Here is a 23,881-nt window from a genome sequence, read left to right as displayed (position 1 = left end):
ACTGATGATATCTTAAGCATTGATATCACATTTCGGTCAGATGACAAGTCAATAAAACAGCTAAGTTTAACTGCTAATATCAACAATATATCAACATCGAGCATGGTAAAACGAACAAAATGCTTAGCCACGATTAATAAAACAGTGTTGTAGAAAAAATGAGATTCATCTAAACTGTGATCGCTTTTTTTATAGTCAATGGAAATAAAAAGGAATGTTTTATGACTGACGCAACCAAAAAGAAGATGTCTTTAAGCAAAAAAATTATTATTGCCGGCGTAGGCTTCTTAGTCTTAGCCATTTTTGCCGGTAATAGCAGTGAGAGCAAAAAGGAGTCTGAGCCGGAAATTCAGTATCCCGCTAATCAAACTGTTTTAATCGATGCATCATTACTCGCTATTGATAAAGCCAAAAAAGCTGATAATGATATGCAAAAAGGTAATGCGCTAAGAGAAAGAAACAAAACGATTTGTGCCAATATGGGACCATTAACGGTCGAAGATTGGATTGGAACGGTAAGCAAAATTGATTCCAATTCAGACGGTCTGGGCATTTTAAAGATTGAGATAGCTAAAAATGTTTATGTCGAAACTTGGAATAACGCAATTTCGGATAGTTTCCATAACACATTAATTCAACCTTCTACACCACTGTTTGATGCTGTTGCTAACCTAAAAAAAGGTCAAAAAGTGAAATTTTCCGGTCAATTCTTTGATGATAGCGATACTTGTATTTATGAATCAAGTTTGACTTTAGACGGAAAAGTCAAAGAGCCTGAATTTATCTTTAAATTCTCTAAAGTCAGTCCTTTATAATTAGGCTACTTAAGATTATTTGTTCAGTAATCATTACCAATAAAAAAACCGGAAAACATCATGTTTTCCGGTTTTTATTTTCATTATTCAACCACACAAATTACTGTTTAGCTTCAATATTATCACCGACTAAGTCCAAATGAATGGTTTTACCCGGTACTAATTTCCCTGCTAAAATTTGTTGAGCTAACGGATTTTCAATCTCTTGTTGAATTGCACGTTTTAACGGTCTTGCACCATAAATTGGATCGAAGCCAACTTTCGCAAGCTGTTCTAATGCGGCATCTGAGATTTCTAATTCATAGCCACGTTCTTCTAAGCGTTTTTCAACATGTGCCAATTGAATTTTAGCAATCGCTTTAATGTTTTCTTGACCTAGTGGGTGGAAGACCACTGTTTCGTCAATACGATTGATAAATTCCGGTCTAAAGTGTTTAGTGACAACAGTCATCACTAACGCTTTCATTTCGTCGTAACTTAACTCGACTTGACCTTGAATAAGATCTGAGCCTAAATTAGAGGTCATAATAATTACCGTATTGCGGAAATCAACCGTACGACCTTGCCCGTCGGTTAAGCGACCGTCATCTAATACTTGTAATAAAATATTAAAGACATCCGGATGCGCTTTTTCAACCTCATCAAGTAAAATGACTGAATATGGTCGACGTCTTACCGCTTCGGTTAAATAGCCGCCTTCTTCGTAACCAACGTATCCCGGAGGCGCACCAATTAATCGAGCGACTGAGTGTTTTTCCATAAATTCTGACATATCAATCCGCACCATGGCATCTTCACTATCAAACATAAAGTTTGCCAGTGCTTTACAAAGCTCAGTTTTACCTACACCAGTTGGACCTAAGAATAAGAACGATCCGATCGGTTTATTTGGATCAGAAAGCCCGGCACGACTACGACGAATCGCATTAGCCACCGCAACCACCGCTTCATCTTGACCAATAACACGTTTATGTAACGCATCTTCCATGTGTAGTAATTTATCTTTTTCGCTTTCGAGCATTCTGGAAACAGGAATACCGGTTGCTTTCGATAATACTTCGGCAATTTCGTTATCGGTCACTTTGTTACGCAATAACTTCATGGTTTTGCCTTCTAACTGTGTTGCTGAGGCAAGTTTCTTTTCCAATTCCGGGATTTTGCCATATTGTAATTCTGACATTTTGTTTAAATCACCGGCACGGCGTGCTTGCTCTATTTCAGTGCGAGCTTTCTCCAACTCTGTTTTGATAGTTTGAGTGCCCGAAACTGCTGCCTTCTCTGACTTCCATTCTTCTTCAAGTGACGCATATTGTTTTTCTTTCTCAGCGAGTTCATCATTTAGCATCTCAAGTCGTTTTTTACTTGCATCATCAGACTCTTTCTTAAGTGCTTGTTGCTCAAGTTTTAGCTGAATAATGCGTCTTTCAAGGCGATCTAATGATTCCGGTTTAGAATCCATTTGCATACGAATGCTCGAAGCCGCTTCATCGATTAAATCGATTGCTTTATCCGGTAACATACGGTCTGAAATATAACGATGCGATAACGTTGCCGCCGCCACAATAGCCGGATCGGTAATTTGTACGTGGTGGTGAATTTCATAACGCTCTTTCAAACCACGTAAAATGGCAATCGTATCTTCAACACTTGGTTCAGCCACATAGACTTTTTGGAAACGGCGTTCTAACGCAGGATCTTTCTCAATATATTGACGATATTCATCAAGAGTGGTTGCGCCCACGCAGTGCAATTCACCCCGAGCCAATGCGGGTTTTAACATATTACCGGCATCCATCGCACCATCACTTTTCCCTGCCCCAACCATGGTATGAATCTCATCAATAAATAGAATGATACGGCCTTCTTCTTTGGCGATATCTTTAAGTACTGCTTTAAGACGCTCTTCAAATTCACCACGATATTTAGCACCGGCAATCAAAGCCCCCATATCTAATGATAAAACACGTTTGTTACGTAACCCTTCCGGTACTTCACGATTAACAATACGCTGTGCTAAACCTTCAACGATAGCGGTTTTACCGACCCCCGGCTCACCAATAAGTACCGGGTTATTTTTGGTACGACGTTGCAATACTTGTATAGTACGGCGAATCTCTTCATCACGACCAATAACCGGATCGAGTTTGCCTTGTTCAGCACGTTCGGTTAAATCGATAGTGTATTTTTTCAACGCACCACGTTGATCTTCTGCATTAGGATCGTTCACGTTATCATTACCTCTTACTTGATTTACCGCCTGATTAAATTTATCTTTCGTCACGCCACTACGTTTAAGTATGTCACTTAAACTGCCTTTATCTTCTAAAGCGGCTAATATAAATAGTTCAGATGAGATATAACTATCGCCATTTTTTTGCGATAATTTGTCACAAAGATTTAGTACTCGAATAAAATCTTGTGAAGGTATCACATCACCGCCGGCACCTTGTACTTGCGGCAAACGATCAATCGCTTGAGTTAATTCTTGTTGTAATAGAGCGATATTAGCGCCAGCCGAAGCTAATAATGGTTTAACACTACTGCCTTCTTGATTGAGCATGGCGGAAAGTACATGAACAGGCTCGATATATTGATTATCTTTACCTAATGCTAAAGACTGCGCATCAGCTAAAGCTTGTTGAAATTTATTTGTGAGTTTGTCTAACCTCATATTATTTATCTCCTGTGCAATAGATTTGGATCAAATGGCGAAGCATTCAATCCATTTGCATGATCACTAAATGAGTGTGGAAGATGAAATTTCAAGAGCTGATTGAGAATATTTTTTTACAGAATTTATACAACAAAACAACGCAAATAAGACACAGTTAACCTTGTATTAGAAAACGTGATGAAAATCACCGCATCAGTTTACTTAAACTATCATTAAATGACAATTGAAAGATGACAAATCAACGTTTATCTATTATATTAGCCGCTCGTTTTGTTAGGTCATCTAACCGTGGTTCGTAACCCATCCCACGTAAAAAAACTAGGATAATATCATGTTCAAAATAGCTAAAGAGTTTCAATTTGATGCTTGTCATATGTTAGACGGGCATAATAAAAAATGTCATAACCTGCACGGTCATACCTATCGCTTATTAGTGGAGATCAGTGGTGAACTTATTACCAGCGGCTCAAGTGCTGATATGGTCATGGATTACGCTGATTTAAAAGCAATTGTTAAACAACATATTGTTGATCCGCTCGATCATGCTTATTTATACAACCAAAATAACGCTAACGAGTGCCGGATTGCCGATTTATTAAAGCAGATGGATCGTAAAATTTTTGCCTTTCCTTGCCGTACAACTGCTGAAGGAATGTGTCAATACATCTTCGATTGCTTAGCGCAATATCTACCCGTTTCGATGATCAAACTTTGGGAAACCCCGACATCTTACTGCGAGTACCGCCGGAGCTAAAAATGACTGAATTTCGCATTGTTGAAATCTTCGAATCTTTACAGGGCGAAGGTTACAATACTGGTATGCCGGCAATTTTTATTCGCTTTGCCGGTTGTAATTTGAATTGTGCATGGTGTGATACCGATTTTCGCCGATTTAGCCGATTTACCTTAACGCAACTATTAGCAACGCTTAAGCAGTATCAAAGCAAAAATATTATTATCACCGGCGGTGAGCCGACTATGGTTAAAGCGTTGCCGGAGCTGCTCTTATCACTCAAACAAGCCGGTTATTTTATTGCCATTGAGAGTAATGGTCTTGGCAAAGTCGATCTGCTGATTGACTATATCGCACTAAGCCCTAAATTTTGCTATCAATCTCGCTATCAAAAAATCGCCCAACCGACCGCCGATGAAGTGCGAATTGTTGTCGAAAATCACCCCGATTTTCTACCATTTTGCCAATATATTGAAAAGCAAATTGATGCAAAACGCTATTATCTTTCCCCTTGTGAAAATAATGGCGTGATGAATATGCATGACACTATTACTTTGTTAGGCAAAATTAATGAGGGTCGCGAAAATAATAAATGGCTGTTAAGTTTGCAGACTCATAAATTTGCTGGCATCGAATAATTGCATTAAAGCTGATTCAGTCGCACGCTTTATCTGACAACTAAAAATTATGTTCGACAATGACTAAGAGGCATGTTTTTTTCTATTATTTGAAGCGGATTTAAATCAATCTTTCAAGCGCCAAAGTGGAACAAGAAGGCGAATTGGATTTGTTATTTTAGCCTTATAGATTGAATCAAAAAATACCGTTTATCAAGATGAAGTATAAACGATAGGAAAATGAGCTACTGCCGCTTTTATCAGCGATAAAAACGCAATAATCGGAAGACTCTATGCAAGAGCATAATTAGGCTTTCGATGTAAAAAATAATGAAGTTGAATCCAATCGTAATGTTATTCAAACCAAATCATCGTTGCCATTCGGCCGGTGGTCTGATCACGACGATACGAAAAGAATTTGTCTTGCTCGATATAGGTACAATAATCACCACCAAAAATTTTTAAAATGCCCATTGCTTGCAAACGTTGTTTGGCAATTAAATAAAGGTTGGCCAAATATTTTTGCTGATTTGCATTAATTAATTTAAAAGCCGCACTGGCTTTAGCGTCAACTTGTTCAAAGGCTTGCTTGACTTCTTCGCCGACTTCAAACTTTTGTTGACTAATAGCCGGCCCAAGCCACGCTAAGATTTCATTGACCGGACAAGAAAACTTTTTCACGGTTTCTTCTAAAATACCATTACAAAGCCCTCGCCAACCGGCGTGAGCAGCGGCAACCTCATCGCCTTTGATTGAACAAAAGAGTACCGGCATACAGTCAGCGGTTAACACAACACTTACTTGTTTAGCTTGACTGGTATAAGAAGCATCTGCTTGAGCTTCGTTTTGATTTATCATGCCGCTCGGGGCTTGAAGGGGAATCGATGAGATATCAAGGACTTTATTACTATGCGTTTGATTTAACCAATATGGCTCGCTGGGGATATGCTCGGCTTCAATTATACGCTGACGATTTTGACAAACATCGGTTAAATTATCAGCCGTTCGACTACCTAAATTTAAGCTATCATAAGGCGCCTTACTGACGCCTCCGATTCGTGTTGAAGTAAATGCCCGAATATTTTTTGGCGCTGACCAGTAGGGGTAAATCGATTTAATCATATTTGTTACCAATCTATTTCATCTTTATGAAGTTCTGTATCTTCTTGTAATGCTTGTATTAATTTTTGCATATCATCCGGAATAGGTGCATGCCATTGCATTTGTTCACCAGTGACCGGATGAAACAGTTTTAACATAGTAGCATGTAAAGCTTGTCTGTCAAAATTACGTAAAGTTTGAATAAACGATTCACTCGCTCCTTTTGGCGGTCTTGGACGACCGCCATAGAGAGGATCGCCCACTAAAGGATGCGCTATATGCGCCATATGGACACGGATTTGGTGAGTTCGACCGGTCTCTAACCGCAGTCTTAAACGAGTATGTAAGCGGTACTTTTCCATAACACGATAATGGGTAGTCGCAGGCTTGCCGGTTGGAAAAACAGCCATATGAGTGCGTTTAGTCGGATGACGAGTAATCGGCTGCTCGATTGTCCCACCGGCTGTAATAATCCCCATAGCAACCGCTTCATACTCACGTGTAATTTCCCGTAATTGGAGTGATTCAACCAGATGCGTTTGAGCAACAATGGTTTTAGCCACAACCATAAGTCCGGTGGTATCTTTATCAAGCCGATGCACTATACCCGCTCGTGGTACCCGTGCTATCTCCGGATAGTGATAAAGCAACGCATTTAAAACCGTACCATTTGGATTGCCGGCACCGGGGTGCACAACAAGGTCACGAGGTTTATTGATAACTAAAATATCATCATCTTCATAAACGATATCAAGTGGAATATTTTCCGGTTGATGATAGGTCTCTTCTTCAATTTCAGCATTGATCGTTATTTTTTCACCGCCCAGTACCTTTTCTTTAGGTTTGTTAACAATATCGTTATTAACCATCACTTTATTGTTAACGATCCAATCTTTAATTCTTGAGCGTGAATAATCGGGAAAAAGCTCTGATAATGCTTGATCTAAACGCATTCCCAGTTGGCTTGCTTCAATTTCAGTTGATAATTTTAACTCTTGCATGTGTAATTTATCTATTTTAAGCTCATCTGTTTTAGAGTATTATATACTAATCCTAGCCTTTAATGTTTAATTATATTTTGGATTGAAAACTGAATGAAATTACATTTACACTCTTTGTTAGCTATCGCTCTATGTGGTGCGCTAATAGGCTGTACCTCAACCAAACCCGAAGTTGAATATGTACCAGAGATTGAACTGCACAGTAAAGCTAAATCAGAGCTTGAAAATGGCAATATCAAATCCAGTATCACGATTTTAGAGGCAATGGATAAAAGCTATCCATTCGGTCCGTACTCCCAGCAAGTGCAACTCGATTTAATTTATGCCTATTACAAATCTGCTGACTTACCCCTTGCTATAGCCTCGATCGACCGCTTTTTAAAATTGAATCCAACGCATCCAAACATCGATTGGGTTATTTATATGCGTGGTATTACCAATATGGCTCAAGACGATAATATGATTCAGGGATGGTTTAACGTTGACCGTTCAGATCGTGATCCAGAATTCGCTGCCGCCGCATTTAAAGATTTTACTTATTTAGTTTCCAGTTTTCCAACTAGCCAATATGCAGCAGATGCCAAAAAACGATTAGTCTTTTTGAAAAATCGCATGGCTCGATATGAATTAAAAGTAGCGCAATTTTATACTAAACGTGGCGCTTATGTTGCAGTTATCAATCGTGTCACCCAAATGCTGGCAATGTTCCCTGATACAGACTCAACTAAATCAGCATTATTATTAATGCGTAATGCTTATAACGAACTGGGTTTAGTTGATGAAGCCAAAAAAGTCGATCAACTTATTCAAGCCAATATCGAAAATATACCAGCTGAAGAGAAAAAATCTTTCTTCTCACGTTTCTTAAGTGTGTTTAATGGTGGCTAATATATTCACCAGTTAAGAGACAATTAAAGTTTATCAAAACAGTTGATGGCTATTTAAACATTTAAATAGCCATTGTTTTATCACAATGTATAAAAAATAAATGCGCATGACCTACTTTCTGACATAAAGGTAACGATTTTCTAAATCATGTGAAGCATTCACTAGAAATTCAGCTGTTTTAGAAGATAAAGTTTGATCCACCGAGATTAATGTAAAATCTGGTTTGAGAACTTGTTCATGAAGATATTGTGTGAATTCAAAAAACTGATCGATATCTTTTTTGGATAATAGAGGAATTTTCCCCTTTACTGTCAGCATCTTAATACGCTTATTGTCAAACTCAAGGATAAGTGTTTGATTAACCCAAACAGTGTTTTCGACTTTCAATCTTATTACTTTTTGTAATGCTGACCATTGAAACATTTGATTCAATTTTTTATGGTCATCAATATTAATCGAATATGAATTGGCATTAATCGTCATTTTTTTACGGAAGAAACTCACAATACCTATAGCAAACAAAACGCCAGAAAGTAAGCTCAACACAATGATTCCACCAAAAAAAATCACCTTAAAATATTGTTTGGGGATCAAAGGCATGACAGCATCAGAGATAAATAAAAAAATGAGACAACATGTGACTAACAGAGTAAAACTAACTATTGATATTGTGAAAAAAATAAATGAGCGCCGAGTGAAACAACGAAATTCAAATGTACGATTTTCCATTAACTATTCCTTATTTTTGTTTTAGAAATATAGTCTAAAGACTTTTTTAATTATATCGATATTGAATAATTTATCTCTTTTTTATGTATATTATTCACTTTATCTATCTTAACTCATAATAAATATGGATGCTCAAATCATTGTGCTTGATTCACATATCGTTTGTAAAACGTGCCAATAACCAATACAATTAGCAAATTATTTTTTATTAGCAATAATAGATAGGACATATATTCATCATGCAAGAACAATATCGCCCCGACGAGATTGAAGCCAAAGTGCAACAGCATTGGCTAGAAAACAAAACATTTCATGTTACTGAAGATCCTTCAAAAGAAAAATACTACTGTTTATCAATGTTACCTTACCCTTCGGGACGTTTGCATCTTGGTCATGTCCGAAATTACACCATTGGCGATACTATTTCACGTTACCAACGTCTAAATGGCAAAAATGTATTACAACCTATTGGTTGGGACGCTTTCGGTTTACCGGCGGAAGGTGCGGCAGTCAAAAATAATACCGCACCAGCCAAATGGACGTATGAAAATATTGCTTATATGAAAAAGCAATTACAATTATTAGGTTTTGGTTACGATTGGGATCGTGAAGTCACCACTTGCCGACCGGAATACTACAAATGGGAACAGTGGTTCTTTACTAAACTGTATGAAAAAGGCTTAGTTTACAAGAAAACCTCAGCTGTTAACTGGTGCCCTAACGATCAAACTGTATTGGCTAATGAACAGGTTGTTGAGGGCTGTTGTTGGCGCTGTAATACGCCGGTTGAGCGTAAAGAGATCCCACAATGGTTTATTAAAATCACTGACTATGCCGAAGAGCTTCTTAATGATTTAGATACCCTTGAAAGCTGGCCAGAACAAGTAAAAACCATGCAACGTAACTGGATTGGCCGTTCTGAAGGTGTCGAGTTTGATTTTGCAGTTGAAAACTACAATGATAAATTGCGTGTTTACACAACTCGTCCTGATACGTTAATGGGCGTGAGTTTTGTATCAGTTGCTGCTGAGCATCCACTGGCACAATTAGCAGCGAAAGATAATCCGAAAATTGCGGAATTTATTGCAGAATGCAAAAATACCAAAACGGCAGAAGCTGATATGGCAACCATGGAGAAAAAAGGCATTGCCACCGGATTTTATGCTATTCATCCATTAACGGGTAATAAAGTACCGGTATGGATTGCCAACTTTGTCTTGATTGAATATGGCACAGGTGCGGTTATGGCTGTACCGGGTCATGACGAGCGGGACTATGAATTTGCGTCAAAATATGACTTACCAATAAAACCAGTGATTTTAGATGAGCAAGGCAACGCGCCGGATCTTTCTCAAACAGCTTACACCGAGCACGGTATATTATTTAATTCGGGTGAATTTGACGGGCTTAATTTTGATCAAGCATTCAATGCTATCGCCGACAAACTTACGGCATTAGGTATTGGTGAACGTAAAGTCAATTATCGCTTGCGTGATTGGGGGGTTTCCCGTCAACGTTATTGGGGGGCACCAATTCCAATGGTGACACTAGAAGACGGCACCACCATTCCAACGCCGGAAGATCAACTACCGGTTATTTTACCGGAAAATGTCGAAATGAATGGCATCACCAGCCCAATTAAAGCCGATCCAAACTGGGCAAAAACAACCGTTAACGGGCAACCGGCGCTGCGTGAAACCGATACTTTTGATACATTTATGGAATCAAGTTGGTATTATGCACGATATACTTGTCCGCATTACGATAAAGGAATGTTAGATGAAAAAGCGGCAAACTACTGGTTGCCAGTCGATCAATATGTTGGCGGTATCGAACATGCTATTATGCATTTACTCTATTTCAGATTCTTCCATAAATTGATGCGTGATTTTGGCTTAGTCAATTCCGATGAACCGGCTAAACGTTTACTTTGTCAAGGTATGGTGCTTGCTGATGCATTTTACTACACCAGCCCAACTAACGAACGTATTTGGGTATCACCGACCGAAGTGACCATTGAACGTGATGAAAAAGGCCGCATTTGCAAAGCAACCGACAGCAAAGGTAATGAGCTGGTGCATGCGGGTATGACCAAAATGTCGAAATCAAAAAATAACGGTATCGACCCACAAGAAATGGTTGAAAAATATGGCGCAGATACTGTTCGACTATTTATGATGTTTGCCTCGCCAGCAGATATGACCCTTGAATGGCAAGAATCTGGTGTTGAAGGTGCAAACCGCTTTATTAAACGTGTATGGCGTTTAGTTTATGAACATGCCCAACAAGGTGACTGTGCCAAACTTGACGTTGCGCAATTAAATGCAGAGCAAAAAACACTACGCCGTGAATTGCATAAAACAATTGCTAAAGTGAGTGATGATATCGGGCGTCGCCAAACATTCAATACCGCCATTGCTGCTGTAATGGAATTTATGAATCGGCTGCAAAAAGCACCACAAGCAACCGAACAAGATCGTGCGTTAATGAACGAAGCATTAAATGCGATTGTACGATTACTCTACCCAATGATTCCGCATGTGTGTTTTATCATGTGGCAAGCGTTAGGACACAGTGAATCAATCGACGACACCACTTGGCCGGTAGCTGATGAATCTGCAATGGTTGAAGATGAAAAACTGATTGTTGTGCAAATTAACGGTAAAGTACGTGGTAAATTCACTGTTCCGGCAGATGCCGATCAAGACTTTGTGCTTGAACAAGCCAAACAAGAAGCCAATATTCAAAAATATTTAGCTGATGTGACAATTCGTAAAGTCATTTATGTACCGGGTAAATTATTGAATTTGGTGGTGGGTTGATATTGTTAGATAACTAAACTACAGGTGGTAATACGATGAAAAAATATTTTGCATTACTCATGTTATTGGCAGTATCACTTACTGGCTGTGGATTTCATTTGCAATATGATACAGAAGTGCCCGAGCGTTTTAAAACTTTAACTTATGTCAGTTACGACCCTTATGGTCGACTGTCACGAGATATTAAAGAGCTATTGAAAGACAATAACGTCACGTTAGTCAATCAAGATAACGGCGGGCAGATACCTTCATTAAAAATTATCAGTGACTCGCTTAATCGTAGCACTATCTCGATTTATCAAGACGGTAAAGCGGCTGAATATCAACTTGTGCTGACCATTCAAGCACAAGTGATTATTGCCGGACAAGATATCTACCCGATTAATGTACGAGTTTTTAGAACATTTTTTGATAATCCTGCTGCAGCATTGGCAAAAACAGCAGAACAAAATTTAATTGAAGATGAGATGTATCGACAAGCAGCTAAACAAATTATCCGTAAATTAAAATCGGTTGATGCTGTAAATTAAAATATTGTTATGATAAGAATCAATGCAGATCAAATCAGCCACCAATTAGGATCGCCCTACTATCTGTTATTAGGTAGCGATCCTTACTTACAACACTACGCTCAAACCACGCTTCGCAAAGCGATGCAACAAGCGGGCTATGAAGAGCAAAACCTCTTTACGATCGATAACCAAACCGATTGGAACAAAATTTATGACTGCTGTCAGTCATTAAATCTGTTTTCCAGCAAAACCCTGATCTTATTAGATTTTGGCGAAAGTGGCTTAAATGCTGCCATTGCAAGCAAACTTAACACACTTAGCCAAGAGCTAACCGCTGATGTCGCGCTTATCATCAGTTTGAGTAAGATCACCAAAGCGCAAGAAAACGCACCATGGTATAAAGCACTATCCGATAAACTTGTGGTGGTCAACTGCTCAACGCCTGATTTTTCTCAATTACCACAGTGGCTAAATAACCATTTACAACAAAATGAGGTAACAATTGAAAAATCAGCCATTGAACTTTTGTGTTACTATTACGAAGGCAATTTATTAGCCTTAACTCAAATTATTGAGCAGCTTAAGTTATTGTTCCCCAACCAAACTATCAGTTATGAACAGATAGAAAACAATATCAATGATTCGGCTATTTTTACCCCCTATCATTGGATTGATGCCATGCTTGCTCAAAAAACTAAACGAGCGATTCATATATTACAACAACTTAAAGTTAACGATGTTGAGCCGTTGATATTGTTACGCACTATTCAACGAGAGCTTATTTTAGTCATCAATTTAAAAAAAGGCTTACAGCACAAAAACTTCAAGCAGATATTTGATGAATATAAAGTCTGGCAAAACAAAAGAACAATCTATACCGCTTTTTTAAATCGTTTTACGGTTAACGATCTCTATGCAGTATTGGCCAAACTGACTGAAATTGAAATCAGTTTAAAGCATGATAATCAGTTAGCAATTTGGGATGCGCTGTCGAGTTTATCGATGCAGTTTATGGGTTTTAAGCAATGTTAACAGCACTACTGGGCGGCACCTTCGATCCGATTCACTATGGACATATCCGGCCGGCAAAAGCATTGGCAAAAGAGGTCGGTTTAACACAAATTTGCCTGCTCCCGAATCATATTCCACCACATAAACCCCAGCCCGATGCCACAACGGCGGAGCGATTGGCAATGTTAGAGCTTGCGATCGTTGATTTACCGCTGTTTTCAATCGATACAAGGGAATTAAATGTCGAGGCGGCTCGCCCGTCTTATACTATCGATACGCTGGCACAGTGGCGTAAACAAAACGGCAGCCAAAAAGGGCTTGCCTTTATTATGGGTCAAGATTCCTTGCTTAGTTTACCAAGCTGGAAACAGTGGCAAAACTTACTTGATTATTGCCACCTACTTATCTGCCAACGCCCGCATTATAGTGAAAAAATTACCGATCCGACTTTGGCCAAATGGATTGCCAAGCACCAAACCACAAATGTGGCTGATCTGCATGCTTCGCCGGCGGGCTATATCTATTTTGCCCATACGCCACTTGAGGATATATCAGCAACCCAAATCAGACAAAATATTAACGCCCCTAAAAACGTTGAAAACTTGCTACCACCACCAGTTTGGCGCTATATTCATCAGCATGGGCTTTATAATGCAAAGAAAATTTAGAAAGGACTTTACATCTGGCACTTTTTTCGGCATTATTTTGCCGCTGCATTTATATATTTATATATTCTAAATTCAGTTTTCTGTGTTTATACTCAAAATCACTAAATTGGCATTAGCAAAAATCCAATAGGCTTTACTTGCAATGTCTAATTTTACCGCTTTTCGTACTCACATTGATTAACATGTGTATTGTCGTGAGTGCAATGAGTATAATTAATTTGTTGTATTTATTAATAAGAGGCCCCAATGGCAAAAGAAGATAACATTGAAATGCAAGGTACTATACTTGATACTCTTCCAAACACGATGTTTCGTGTTGAACTTGAAAATGGTCATGTCGTTACTGCACATATATCCGGTAAGATGAGAAAAAACTATATTCGTATTCTAACTGGCGACAAAGTTACGGTTGAAATGACGCCTTATGATCTTTCAAAAGCTCGTATCATCTTCCGTAGTCGCTAATCGTTATCAGACTTATTGTTTTTTAAATAATTAACCACCTAATCGGTTATTTCTCTTTTTTTAATACAATTGCGTCGACTGAAGTCGACGCAAGCGCTTTTCTATTATCTAAAATTAGCCTGTCTATTTGATTCTTGATCATTCAAACCGCAATCGGTAGTAATTAAGTATATTAACTTATGCAAAATCGATTTTATCATCGTGGCTTAATTGATATTTAATTGACTAACGGCTACTTTGCTTAGCGCTTTATACTAAAAAAAATGGCACCGATAGTAAGCGGCGCCATTATATTTTATTCTCATTAAGCCGATCTATCGGATTATCAACAATTCAAATTGCGACATCCGATAATTGAGTTAATCGACTTGTGAAAAGTCCATATCTTCGTATTTAATCCATTTGGTTTTTTTGACGATTTTATAACCGAAGTAGATCACAAAAAACAGTGGAATACCGATATAAGTTGCTATCACCCCATTCCAGTCAATGGTATCTTGCAAGAATGCTTCGTAGTTTTGACCTAAAGTAATGATTAAACAAAGTACAAAGGCAAAAATCGGTCCGAATGGGAAGAAATTCGAAAAGTAAGGCAATTTGTTTAAGTCTAATCGTTGCGCCATGTAGCCTTTTCTAAAACGGTAATGGCTAATGGCAATACCTAACCAAGCAATAAAGCCGGTCATACCTGACATATTGAGTAACCATAAGTAAACTTGTTGGTCTTTAAACATCGAAGTTAAGAAACATAACATAGCGATAATGGTTGTTGCTATTAAAGCAAAGCGTGGTACGCCCGATGAAGATAATCGAGAGAACATTTTTGGCGCTTTACCCTCTTTAGCTAAGGCGTACAGCATACGAGTAGAGGCGTATAAACCTGAGTTACCGGCGGATAATACCGAGGTCAAAATCACCGCATTCATCACCGCCGCTGCCGATAATAAACCAGCATGCTGGAACACTAAGGTAAACGGGCTGACGCTGATGTCGGTTTCATCATTGCGCAATAAATTAGGATCGTCATAAGGTATCAATACGCTGATGATAAAAATTGCGAAAATATAGAACAGTAAAATACGCCAAAACACTTGTCTCATTGCTTTAGGAATATTTCTTTTCGGATCTTCTGACTCACCAGCGGCAATGCCGATAAGTTCAGTTCCCTGAAAAGAAAACCCAACGACCATAGCCACACCAATCATGGATGAAAAACCACCGACAAAAGGCGCATCACCATACCGCCAATTGCCAAAGGCGCTTTTAACTCCATCATGATGTAAGATACTATAAAACATCGCAATCCCAATAATAATAAAGATAATTACAGTGACTACTTTGATTAATGAGAACCAAAATTCAGCTTCACCAAAACCTTTTACCGATATATAGTTTAAACAAAAAATAATGCTTAAAAATAACAAGCTCCACAGCCAACTATATTCACCGACATCAAACCAGTACGAGATAACCAGTTGCGCTGCCACTAAATCAACCGCAACGGTGATCGCCCAGTTATACCAATAGTTCCAGCCGATAGCAAAACCAAACGCTTCATCGACATAACGTGCGCCATAAGTGGCAAAAGTGCCGGAAACCGGAAGGTAAGCGGCTAACTCGCCAAGGCTGGTCATTAAAAAGTAGACCATAATGCCAATAATCGCATAGGAGAGCAGTGCGCCTCCGGGCCCAGCAGTTGCAACGGTCGCACCCGAAGCAACAAACAATCCGGTACCAATTGAGCCACCGATTGCTATCATGGTTAAATGACGAGCTTTTAAATCCCGTTTTAATTTATAATTCATAACAATATTCTTCTTTTTAAAGAGATTAAATTACATAAAAAAATTCAGTCATAGTCGGCTTTGCTTTTGAATATCAACCAATAACTGAGAAAATCTAACTTAACAGTTTGTGTTTATTTATCTATAACAAATAAAGTGCGGTGAAGTGTAGCAAAAAAACAGCAGTGCGAGATAAATAATTCTAATAATAAGACCAGTTTATTAAATATAAGCAATACTTATACCCTAGTTAGCTGTTCTAATTGAGATAAATAATCGAGTGCCTGCTGGCGACAGTTACCGCACATCTCAAAGCAAGGCTTTAAACGGCCACAGACAGGAGGTCGGGATGATTGCCCAAATAAGCGACAGTGAAAATCTTCATCCAAATGAATACAGGCAACGCCAGCCGGTTTGCCGTTAGGCATGCCAGGAATAGCCGATGAGATCGACGGCGCAATACAACAAGCGCCACAATTTTCACGGCATTTAAATAAATCAGTCATCGCATTACCTTTTATTTAACAATCATCGATAAATTTTGTTGGAGACAATAGCAAGATAGCGGTAAAATAGCGAGCTAATTTTTTAACCCCCTTATTAATTGCGAAGAAAATATTATGGCAAAAGCAAATGAGATAAAACGAGGCGATGCGGTCACTTATAACGGTAAATTATTACTGGTCAAAGAAATTGACGTTCAAAGCCCAAGCGCTCGTGGAGCAAGCACCCTTTATAAAATGCGTTTTACCGATGTCAGAAATGGCGGTAAAGTTGAAGAACGCTTTAAAGGTGATGATATTATCGACACTATCGAACTATTTCGCCGTCCGGTCAGCTTTTCTTATATTGACGGTGATGAATACGTGTTTATGGATAATGAAGATTACACTCCTTTTATTTTCAAAAAAGAACAAATTGAAGAAGAATTACTGTTTATTCCTGAAGGTGGCATGAATGGCATCCAAGTTTTAATGGCAGACGGTGAAGTTGTCGCATTAGAGTTGCCGCAAACGGTAGATTTAGAAATTATCGAAACTTCACCGAGTATCAAAGGCGCTTCGGCCAGTGCGCGCACCAAACCGGCGACCTTATCAACAGGTTTAGTTATTCAAGTGCCTGAATATATCGATAACAACGAAAAAGTGAAAATTCATATCGCTGAACGTCGTTATATGGGACGAGCGGAATAATTAATAGTATGGTGACAAGTACATATAATCAAAATAAATTGCATAAACGATTGCGTCGTCTAACAGGCGAAGCGATTGCCGACTTTAATATGATTGAAGAGGGTGATCGTATTATGGTCTGTTTATCCGGCGGTAAAGATAGTTATACTTTGCTAGATATTCTGATTAATTTAAAAATAAGCGCACCGGTCAATTTTGAATTGATTGCCGTCAATTTAGATCAAAAACAGCCCGGCTTTCCTGAGCATGTTTTGCCGGAATATCTGCAATCGTTAGGTATCGAGTACAAAATTGTGCAGGAAAACACCTACGGCATCGTTAAAGAAAAAATTCCGGAAGGCAAAACGACCTGCTCGCTCTGTTCTCGTTTGCGTCGAGGGATTTTATATCGCACCGCAACCGAACTGGGGGCGACCAAAATTGCACTCGGTCATCATCGTGATGATATATTAGAAACACTGTTTCTTAATATGTTTTATGGCGGAAAGCTTAAAGCGATGCCACCGAAGTTGGTTAACGACACGGGCGAACATATTATTATTCGTCCGCTGGCATATTGCAAAGAAAAAGATATCGCCAAATATGCCGACATTAAGCAGTTTCCAATTATTCCTTGTAATTTATGTGGCTCTCAGCCTAATTTACAACGACAAGTGATTAAAGAGATGCTTAACGAGTGGGATAAGAAATTCCCCGGACGGATTGAAACCATGTTCCGAGCAACACAAAACATCACCCTATCACATCTTTGTGATACTCACCTTTTCGATTTTAAAGGAATTAAAAAAGGTGATATCGATGAAAATGGTGGCGATTTAGCTTTTGATCGGGAAGAGTTACCACCAATAGTTGGTTTTAATGCTGCTGAGCTTGATGATCAAGAGATGATCCTTTGGAAAGAGGCAAATTAAGCTTAAACTGATCAACGCTATTACGCTATATCGGCGCTAGTTATTACTAACGCCGATAGTTTCTTAAATGCTTTCTTTTATTTCTTATATTTTCAAATTAACTTAATTGTTAATATCATTTATCGCAACCAAAAACTGTTCTTACCGATGATTTCCAAAATGGTTTCTTTTATTTTCAATATTTCTAAATCAACTTATTTTTCACTATCATTTTACACTTATCTAAAAGGTGTACTTTGCTAATCAATGTATAAACATATATTGTCATTTATTATAAGATATAGCCTGATAATTACTGAAGTTAACACCGTTTACCGCTATCAATAATTATTATGATAGATGATTTACTATAGCATTTCTTTAATTTCCAATATCGCCAAAATACTTAATTATTAATCTCATTGATATGATTACCCTGCCAATTAATTAATACTCACATCATCAAATTTCATTATCGATTATAACCCGCTAGCAACTTAAGTTAATCCCGTGTATCGCTATCAATAACTAACTCGACAGATTGTTTCTTAAATCGTTTATTTGATTTCCTATATTGCTAAATTAGACTTTGTGATCATAATATTCAAAGTTTATCTAAACTATTATTCCGGCTGATTAATGTAGATAGCTATTAAAGCAATCCATTATGATATATAAACCGTTAGTGCCCAATTCAAAACTTATCTTTGTATCGATCAGTCGACAGCTATTGTTTCTTAATACATTTCTTAAATTTCTTATACCCCTAAATTAACTTGTTTAATCGTACTGTTAAATAATTAATAAAAGGTTGATGTGTAACAGATAAATAACAAATATCATCACGCTTGATTGCATAATATAATCTATTGGTTAGCCAAATTACAACTTGCCTTGATACAAGCTGGTACTATCGCCAGCAATTTTTTAACAGGTTTAAAATTGGCGTTTAAATTTATTTCCTAAAGCGTCTATTAAGTGTTTTTAGTTTCCATATGACAGATTCTATCTAATTAATTATTGATTTAAAGTTTATCTAAGATACTATTTGTAATGATAAGTTTATCAAAAGATCGCCCTATTCTATCGTTGAAAAATATTGATTTATTATTGATTTGTCAGTGTTAGATCAGCGGTGGCATGCGCAATGATCACTGATCGATTAATTAGTATCTAAATTAACTTATTAACACATCAATTAAAGAAAACCTGTTTCTTAATCAATTTATTTGATCCGATCATTTAACGTTAATTTAAAACTTTGATCCTGCTCACGAATTAACAATAAAGTAAGCTAATTTTATTGTGGAATAACCTACCTTCACATAAAATTGAAACGTTCCAATTTTACAACACAACTTGTAATTTGATCCGTTTAAACAACCTAAATAATAGGAGAACAATGTGAAACTACAGTTTTTGGGTACCGCTGCTTCTGAAGGTATTCCCAATCCTTTTTGTAAATGCGATATTTGTCAAAAAGCACGAATACAAAAAGGTAAAAATATCCGCACCCGAAGTTCAGTGATTATCGATGATATCTTGCAAATCGATTTTGCCCCAGAGTTTAGTTATCAAGTTATGCGTGATAATATTGATGTGACCAAAATCAAAGATCTTCTTTTTACCCATACCCACCCCGACCATTTTAATGTCGGTGATCTATTTAGTCGTATGGTCGATTATGGTTTTAATATCGATCATCCGCTGTCTGTTTATGGCAATGATATTGCGATAAATGGCTGTTTAAACGTTCTACCCGGTTATAGCCCGGAGCGGTTTGTGTTTAATTTGCTGGTGCCATATCAAACGGTAACCAGTTCGGCCGGCTATCGTATTACCCCATTGCTGGCGAATCATGCCAAATGGGAATTTTGTTATATTTACCTGATCGAAAAAGACGGCAAAACGGTACTGCACGGACACGATTCCGGCTATTTTCCGGAGCTCACCTGGCAATGGTTAAAAGCAAGCGGTAAAAAAATCGATTTAGCGGTTTTTGAATGTACTTATGGCTATAAGCAAAATGATCGCACTAATAATCATATGAGTATTGAAACGGTCATTGCTGCGCAAAAACGTATGTTAGATGATGCGATCTTCGACTCTTCAACCCAACTTATCACCTCGCATCACTCACATAGTAGTGGATTTATGCACGACCAATTAGTTGAAATATTTGAACCTTATCATATTCAAGTCGCTTACGACGGCTTAATTAAGACAATTTAATATTGGAGTTTTATATGTCAAAAATACCCAGTTTGCTACTTATGATGTTTTTACAATATTTTGTGCAAGGTGCATGGAATATGGTTATCGGCGCAGTACTTGCTGCTCATGATTTAAAAGAGATTGTCGGTTCAACTTATTCGGTTTTGGGCATTGCTACCATTATTTCGCCACTGTTTGTGGGTATGGTTGCCGATAGATTTATCGCCTCGCAAAAAGTCATGGGCGTGTTACACATTATTAATGCTTGTGTTTTATTTACTATTCCCAATTTTATTCTAAGCGGTAATGTGACCGGCTTTTTAATTATGATCTTTATTGTTGGCTTGCTGTTTTACCCAACTACTGCCTTAGCCAATAGCGTAAGCTTCAGACATATTGACGGTGTTCGTTGGTTCCCAATTATTCGGGTCTTTGGTACCATTGGTTTTATGGTAGCCGGATTAATTCTCGGGTTTACCGGTTTTTCAACTTCGATTAATTCGTTTTTACTTGCCGCTGGTGCCTCTGTGGTATATGGCTTATATTGCTTTATGCTACCTAATACACCGCCAAGTGGCAAAAACAAAAAATTCTCGCTACGTGATGTTTTGTGTTTAGATGCGTTATCGCTGTTTAAAGATAAATACTTTACTATCTTTATGCTATCAACCTTTATTCTGATGATAACCAAAACAGCTTATAGTGCTTATCTACCTGTCTATTTACCGGTATTAGGTATTGAGCCGGCGTCCATGATGCAAATCGCCATTGCTACCGAAGTCATATTTATGTTTATGTTATCTTTCTTATTAAGTCGTTATGGATTTAAAAAGATCATCTTATTTGGTGCCATTTGTTGGGTAATTCGCTCTTTAATGCTGTCCTTAGCCGCCACGGCAGGAGGTGTTGAGATGTATTTCTATATTATTGGTACACTTCTGTTACAAGGTATCTGTTGGGACTTCTTCTTTACAGCCGGGGATATTTATGTAGATAAAAAAGCCGGAACTGAAATTAAAGCTCAAGCGCAAGGATTACGTTTTATTGTTTCCAATGGTTTTGGTCTGTTTATGGCAGCGTCAGTCTGTGGATTTATCAATAATCGGGTTGTAACTGAAAAGTCTTTAGAGCAAGCCGGACCTCAATGGCAGCAGTTTTGGATCTATCCGGCTGTGGTTGCGGCCATTGTGGCGGTCGGATTCTGGTTCTTCTTTAACGATAAAGATGTGATTATGACATCTAAAGCAAAATCCTAAGCAAGTAGCTTTTAACCTATCAATTGCAATATTGCTAATAATGCGTTTATTAGCAATATTGCTCGCTGATTGACTCATTAATAAGCGCAATCACTTGCTTAGCACTAAATTGCCCGCTTATCCAACCCGATAAATATTGACCGATAATATGTTCAACTAAGTGCAGATTAATCGCTTTGCCATTGATACTGTTTTCCCGTATACCATTAGCATATTGCAATTGGGCAACCGGTAGCCAGGGTGATTGATTGACAATCGGCTGATTTTGCATAATATTTTTTTGCGCCGTCGCACCGCCCAGTAAAGCAATTTGTTCATTGATTTCAGCCGAATAGAGCCAATCAAAAAAGGTTTTTACCGCTTTGTCTTTTTGACTATATTTAGACATACCCAGCGATCCACCACCAAATAATGCACGATTACCCGGCACATTGCTATAGCCAATCAATGGTAAAATATCCCGATGATTGATATAGCTAAACAAATTAGTATAGACAATTAGCATTGCCAGTTTACCCTGTTCGAATAAATTAACCGACTGTTGCCACCAACTGGCATCGATGTTGTTTGCTGACTGAATAAAGGTCTGTAATTGGGTTAAGGTGCTTAGCGCAATCGAGTGATTTAAACACAGTTTATCTTCATTAAATAATTTTCCACCTTGCGCATAGTAACGAAGTAAAAACTCTGATGCGATAATCTCGTCATTACCCAGCGTAATGCAACTACCATACTCGATTGGGGATTCACTATTATACTGTTGATTAAAAAATGTGGCGATCTGATTGAAATCTTTAAAATTTGTCGGGATCTGCAAGTGCTGTCGATACTTTTCAAAGTAAGCGCGTTTGATCAACGGATCGTCAAATAAATCTTTACGATAAAACAGCATCTGCACACTCGGATCAAACGGAATGGCATAGGCTTTATTATCCACATAACTAAATCGCTCAACGATCTCCGGTTGATAGCGTTCAAACAGCGATGCCACATTGAGATCAAGCTCGATTAACGGCTTAAATATGGAAGGCGCAAACCAAGGTAAACCTGCCATATCGAGTCGAACAATATCGATTTGTGGGTGCTGGTCAAAATTCTCAACAATGTCGTAAATCTCATCAAAGGGTTTTACAATTAAGTTGACATCAATACCGCTGACTTTTTTAAAGTGGGGTAGCAATTTTTTAACGGCTTCAGTCGACGGGCTGGGTAAAATCAGAAAATTAATCACTTGCGCCGTTTGCGATAAGCCCCTTACTGCGCTATCTGGTAATTTAGCCGGTAATATAGCGGGTAATAATGAAAAGCCTTTATTAGCTAACGGCGTGATTGGTTTATCTTCAATTAATTTAATGATCTGCTCGCTCAACATCCCATAATTCATATGGTATTGGTAAAAGTCACTTTCATAATAAAAACGGTTATTGGCTAATGTGTAAATGGGTGGGCACTTATCTAAACTGCCAAAAAAGTTAGCGTTTCTGATAAAATGCGCCTGCTCCATATCCATGGTGATAATGGCATGATATTGAGGGTGTTGCTCAGTAAAAAATTGAAAAGATAAATTATAACTGCTTTCTGACGGCGCTGAAGCAATGGAATCTAATCGCACTGAATAATTTTGCTGGGCAAAAGCATTTTCCAGCCCTTGCTTGAACAAATTCGCATGATGATGTTGATAGCTACAGCAAAATAAGCCGATATGCCGATAGTGATGCTTTATCATTTGTGCGGCGATATCTTCGCCTGCCTGTTCAAAATCTAAAGTGATAAATTGCTTTGCTTGAGCCGGTTTGCGATAGACAAAAATGATTTTTTCATCGGCTATTTTAATCGATTGATAATAAGGTTGCGCATCGGCTAAAGCGCTAATGGTGATAACAGCGTGATCACGTTTGACGGCCACTTTTGAGATATGTTGTAATTCAAGCTCTTTTGAGTCATAGGTCAAATAGAGTGCTAGTTCGTAACCTTGATCGTTGGCATAATTAAACAGACCTTCATAAAGGTAAGCGTACTGCTCTTTGGTGATATTGGGCAAAATTACCGATATGGTTTTAGCACTGCCCTCTTTTAAGATTTTGGCTTGTAAGTTAAGTTGATAGCCTAACTGTTGTACGGCTTGTTCAACTAATTTGATTTTTTTGACACTGACATTACCCCGACCATTAAGCACATTTGATACAGTGCCGTGCGATACTCCCGCCAATTTCGCAATATCTTTGATCGTTGCCATTAAATTTAAAACTCCAATAAAATCTAAATCGGTATAAAAAGCTTTTAAGCCGATGTTATATCTTCGCTAACGCCGTTATCCTGTCAAGAACTTTCAGAAAAGACCTACGTTTCAGTATAAAACTGAGCTATTTTACTTTGTCATTTAGCCAGGCAATCATTTTGGTTCCTAACGTCAGTGATATTATACAGGTAGATTTCTTGTCAAAAACTTTCAGAAAACACCTATGTTTCAGTATAAAACTGAGCTATTTTACTTTGTCATTTAGCCTG

Annotated in this window: 19 protein-coding genes, 1 pseudogene and 1 riboswitch; of the genes and pseudogenes, 13 read left to right on the top strand and 7 right to left on the bottom strand. The window is 38.0% G+C overall.

The window, feature by feature from the left end; translation table 11 throughout:
- Positions 1 to 221 precede the first annotated feature (221 nt).
- Entirely contained in the window at positions 222 to 815 is a 594-nt protein-coding gene (locus tag J3U42_RS09245) for a hypothetical protein (protein WP_267329251.1), read from the top strand.
- 100 nt (positions 816 to 915) lie between these two features.
- Here the strand turns inward: J3U42_RS09245 and clpB are convergent, their stop codons facing one another.
- On the bottom strand, positions 916 to 3,486 hold the full coding sequence (gene clpB / locus J3U42_RS09240) for an ATP-dependent chaperone ClpB (RefSeq protein WP_220217615.1): 2,571 nt from the start codon (positions 3,484 to 3,486) through the stop codon (positions 916 to 918).
- Between the two features lie 285 nt (positions 3,487 to 3,771).
- Positions 3,772 to 3,817, top strand: a riboswitch (PreQ1 riboswitch).
- 3 nt (positions 3,818 to 3,820) lie between these two features.
- On the opposite strand from clpB, the gene queD reads away from it, so the two are divergent.
- Complete coding sequence (queD, locus tag J3U42_RS09235; RefSeq protein WP_220217616.1) at positions 3,821 to 4,243, top strand: 6-carboxytetrahydropterin synthase QueD; 423 nt, start codon at positions 3,821 to 3,823, stop codon at positions 4,241 to 4,243.
- 2 nt (positions 4,244 to 4,245) lie between these two features.
- The gene (locus tag J3U42_RS09230) at positions 4,246 to 4,860 is read left to right on the top strand and encodes a 7-carboxy-7-deazaguanine synthase QueE (RefSeq protein WP_267336281.1); all 615 of its coding nucleotides are present in this window, start codon (positions 4,246 to 4,248) and stop codon (positions 4,858 to 4,860) included.
- Positions 4,861 to 5,193: 333 nt separating this feature from the next.
- On the opposite strand, the gene pgeF is transcribed toward J3U42_RS09230, so the two are convergent.
- Positions 5,194 to 5,958, bottom strand: a complete 765-nt coding sequence (gene pgeF / locus J3U42_RS09225; protein WP_366915693.1) for a peptidoglycan editing factor PgeF — start codon at positions 5,956 to 5,958, stop codon at positions 5,194 to 5,196.
- An 8-nt stretch (positions 5,959 to 5,966) separates the two neighbouring features.
- Complete coding sequence (rluD, locus tag J3U42_RS09220; RefSeq protein ID WP_267336280.1) at positions 5,967 to 6,941, bottom strand: 23S rRNA pseudouridine(1911/1915/1917) synthase RluD; 975 nt, start codon at positions 6,939 to 6,941, stop codon at positions 5,967 to 5,969.
- A gap of 93 nt (positions 6,942 to 7,034) precedes the next feature.
- Here rluD and bamD point away from each other — a divergent pair.
- Positions 7,035 to 7,757: pseudogene (gene bamD, locus J3U42_RS09215) on the top strand (outer membrane protein assembly factor BamD); the annotation flags it as partial.
- A 183-nt stretch (positions 7,758 to 7,940) separates the two neighbouring features.
- Here the strand turns inward: bamD and J3U42_RS09210 are convergent.
- A complete protein-coding gene (locus tag J3U42_RS09210; protein ID WP_267336279.1) occupies positions 7,941 to 8,558 on the bottom strand; it encodes a hypothetical protein in 618 nt (205 codons plus the stop codon).
- A 239-nt stretch (positions 8,559 to 8,797) separates the two neighbouring features.
- On the opposite strand from J3U42_RS09210, the gene leuS reads away from it, so the two are divergent.
- The 5 genes from leuS (at position 8,798) to infA (ending at position 14,036) form a co-directional block, all read left to right on the top strand.
- Positions 8,798 to 11,380 (top strand): leucine--tRNA ligase, encoded by a 2,583-nt coding sequence (gene leuS / locus J3U42_RS09205; RefSeq protein WP_267336278.1) that lies wholly within the window; start codon positions 8,798 to 8,800, stop codon positions 11,378 to 11,380.
- A gap of 35 nt (positions 11,381 to 11,415) precedes the next feature.
- A complete protein-coding gene (gene lptE, locus J3U42_RS09200) occupies positions 11,416 to 11,910 on the top strand; it encodes an LPS assembly lipoprotein LptE (protein ID WP_220217623.1) in 495 nt (164 codons plus the stop codon).
- Positions 11,911 to 11,919: 9 nt separating this feature from the next.
- Positions 11,920 to 12,924, top strand: coding sequence for a DNA polymerase III subunit delta (holA, locus tag J3U42_RS09195; protein WP_267336277.1), 1,005 nt, complete (start codon positions 11,920 to 11,922; stop codon positions 12,922 to 12,924).
- Entirely contained in the window at positions 12,918 to 13,571 is a 654-nt protein-coding gene (nadD, locus tag J3U42_RS09190) for a nicotinate-nucleotide adenylyltransferase (protein WP_267336276.1), read from the top strand. The genes holA and nadD overlap by 7 nt, the downstream gene beginning before the upstream one ends.
- Positions 13,572 to 13,817: 246 nt before the next feature.
- Positions 13,818 to 14,036, top strand: coding sequence for a translation initiation factor IF-1 (infA, locus tag J3U42_RS09185; protein ID WP_025315083.1), 219 nt, complete (start codon positions 13,818 to 13,820; stop codon positions 14,034 to 14,036).
- Between the two features lie 359 nt (positions 14,037 to 14,395).
- On the opposite strand, the gene J3U42_RS09180 is transcribed toward infA, so the two are convergent.
- Together J3U42_RS09180 and J3U42_RS09175 are read right to left on the bottom strand one after the other, a co-directional pair.
- A complete protein-coding gene (locus J3U42_RS09180; RefSeq protein WP_220217626.1) occupies positions 14,396 to 15,841 on the bottom strand; it encodes an amino acid permease in 1,446 nt (481 codons plus the stop codon).
- A 218-nt stretch (positions 15,842 to 16,059) separates the two neighbouring features.
- Positions 16,060 to 16,326 (bottom strand): YkgJ family cysteine cluster protein, encoded by a 267-nt coding sequence (locus J3U42_RS09175; protein ID WP_267336275.1) that lies wholly within the window; start codon positions 16,324 to 16,326, stop codon positions 16,060 to 16,062.
- 114 nt (positions 16,327 to 16,440) lie between these two features.
- Between J3U42_RS09175 and yeiP the strand changes: the two genes are divergently transcribed.
- From yeiP to J3U42_RS09155, 4 genes are all read left to right on the top strand, one after another.
- Positions 16,441 to 17,013: an elongation factor P-like protein YeiP gene (gene yeiP, locus J3U42_RS09170; protein ID WP_220217628.1), complete on the top strand. Its 573-nt coding sequence runs from the start codon at positions 16,441 to 16,443 to the stop codon at positions 17,011 to 17,013.
- An 8-nt stretch (positions 17,014 to 17,021) separates the two neighbouring features.
- Positions 17,022 to 17,924 (top strand): tRNA 2-thiocytidine(32) synthetase TtcA, encoded by a 903-nt coding sequence (gene ttcA, locus J3U42_RS09165; protein ID WP_267329240.1) that lies wholly within the window; start codon positions 17,022 to 17,024, stop codon positions 17,922 to 17,924.
- Between the two features lie 1,383 nt (positions 17,925 to 19,307).
- Complete coding sequence (locus tag J3U42_RS09160) at positions 19,308 to 20,135, top strand: MBL fold metallo-hydrolase (protein WP_267329239.1); 828 nt, start codon at positions 19,308 to 19,310, stop codon at positions 20,133 to 20,135.
- Positions 20,136 to 20,149: 14 nt separating this feature from the next.
- Positions 20,150 to 21,373, top strand: a complete 1,224-nt coding sequence (locus tag J3U42_RS09155; RefSeq protein WP_220217631.1) for an MFS transporter — start codon at positions 20,150 to 20,152, stop codon at positions 21,371 to 21,373.
- 49 nt (positions 21,374 to 21,422) lie between these two features.
- On the opposite strand, the gene J3U42_RS09150 is transcribed toward J3U42_RS09155, so the two are convergent.
- Positions 21,423 to 23,609, bottom strand: a complete 2,187-nt coding sequence (locus J3U42_RS09150) for an extracellular solute-binding protein (RefSeq protein WP_267336274.1) — start codon at positions 23,607 to 23,609, stop codon at positions 21,423 to 21,425.
- Positions 23,610 to 23,881 lie beyond the last annotated feature (272 nt).

This window comes from Gilliamella sp. B2923, assembly GCF_026536565.1.
Classification (GTDB): domain Bacteria; phylum Pseudomonadota; class Gammaproteobacteria; order Enterobacterales; family Orbaceae; genus Gilliamella.
The sequence above is the reverse complement of the archived record's forward strand: the minus strand, read 5'-3'. Positions and strand labels throughout refer to the sequence as shown.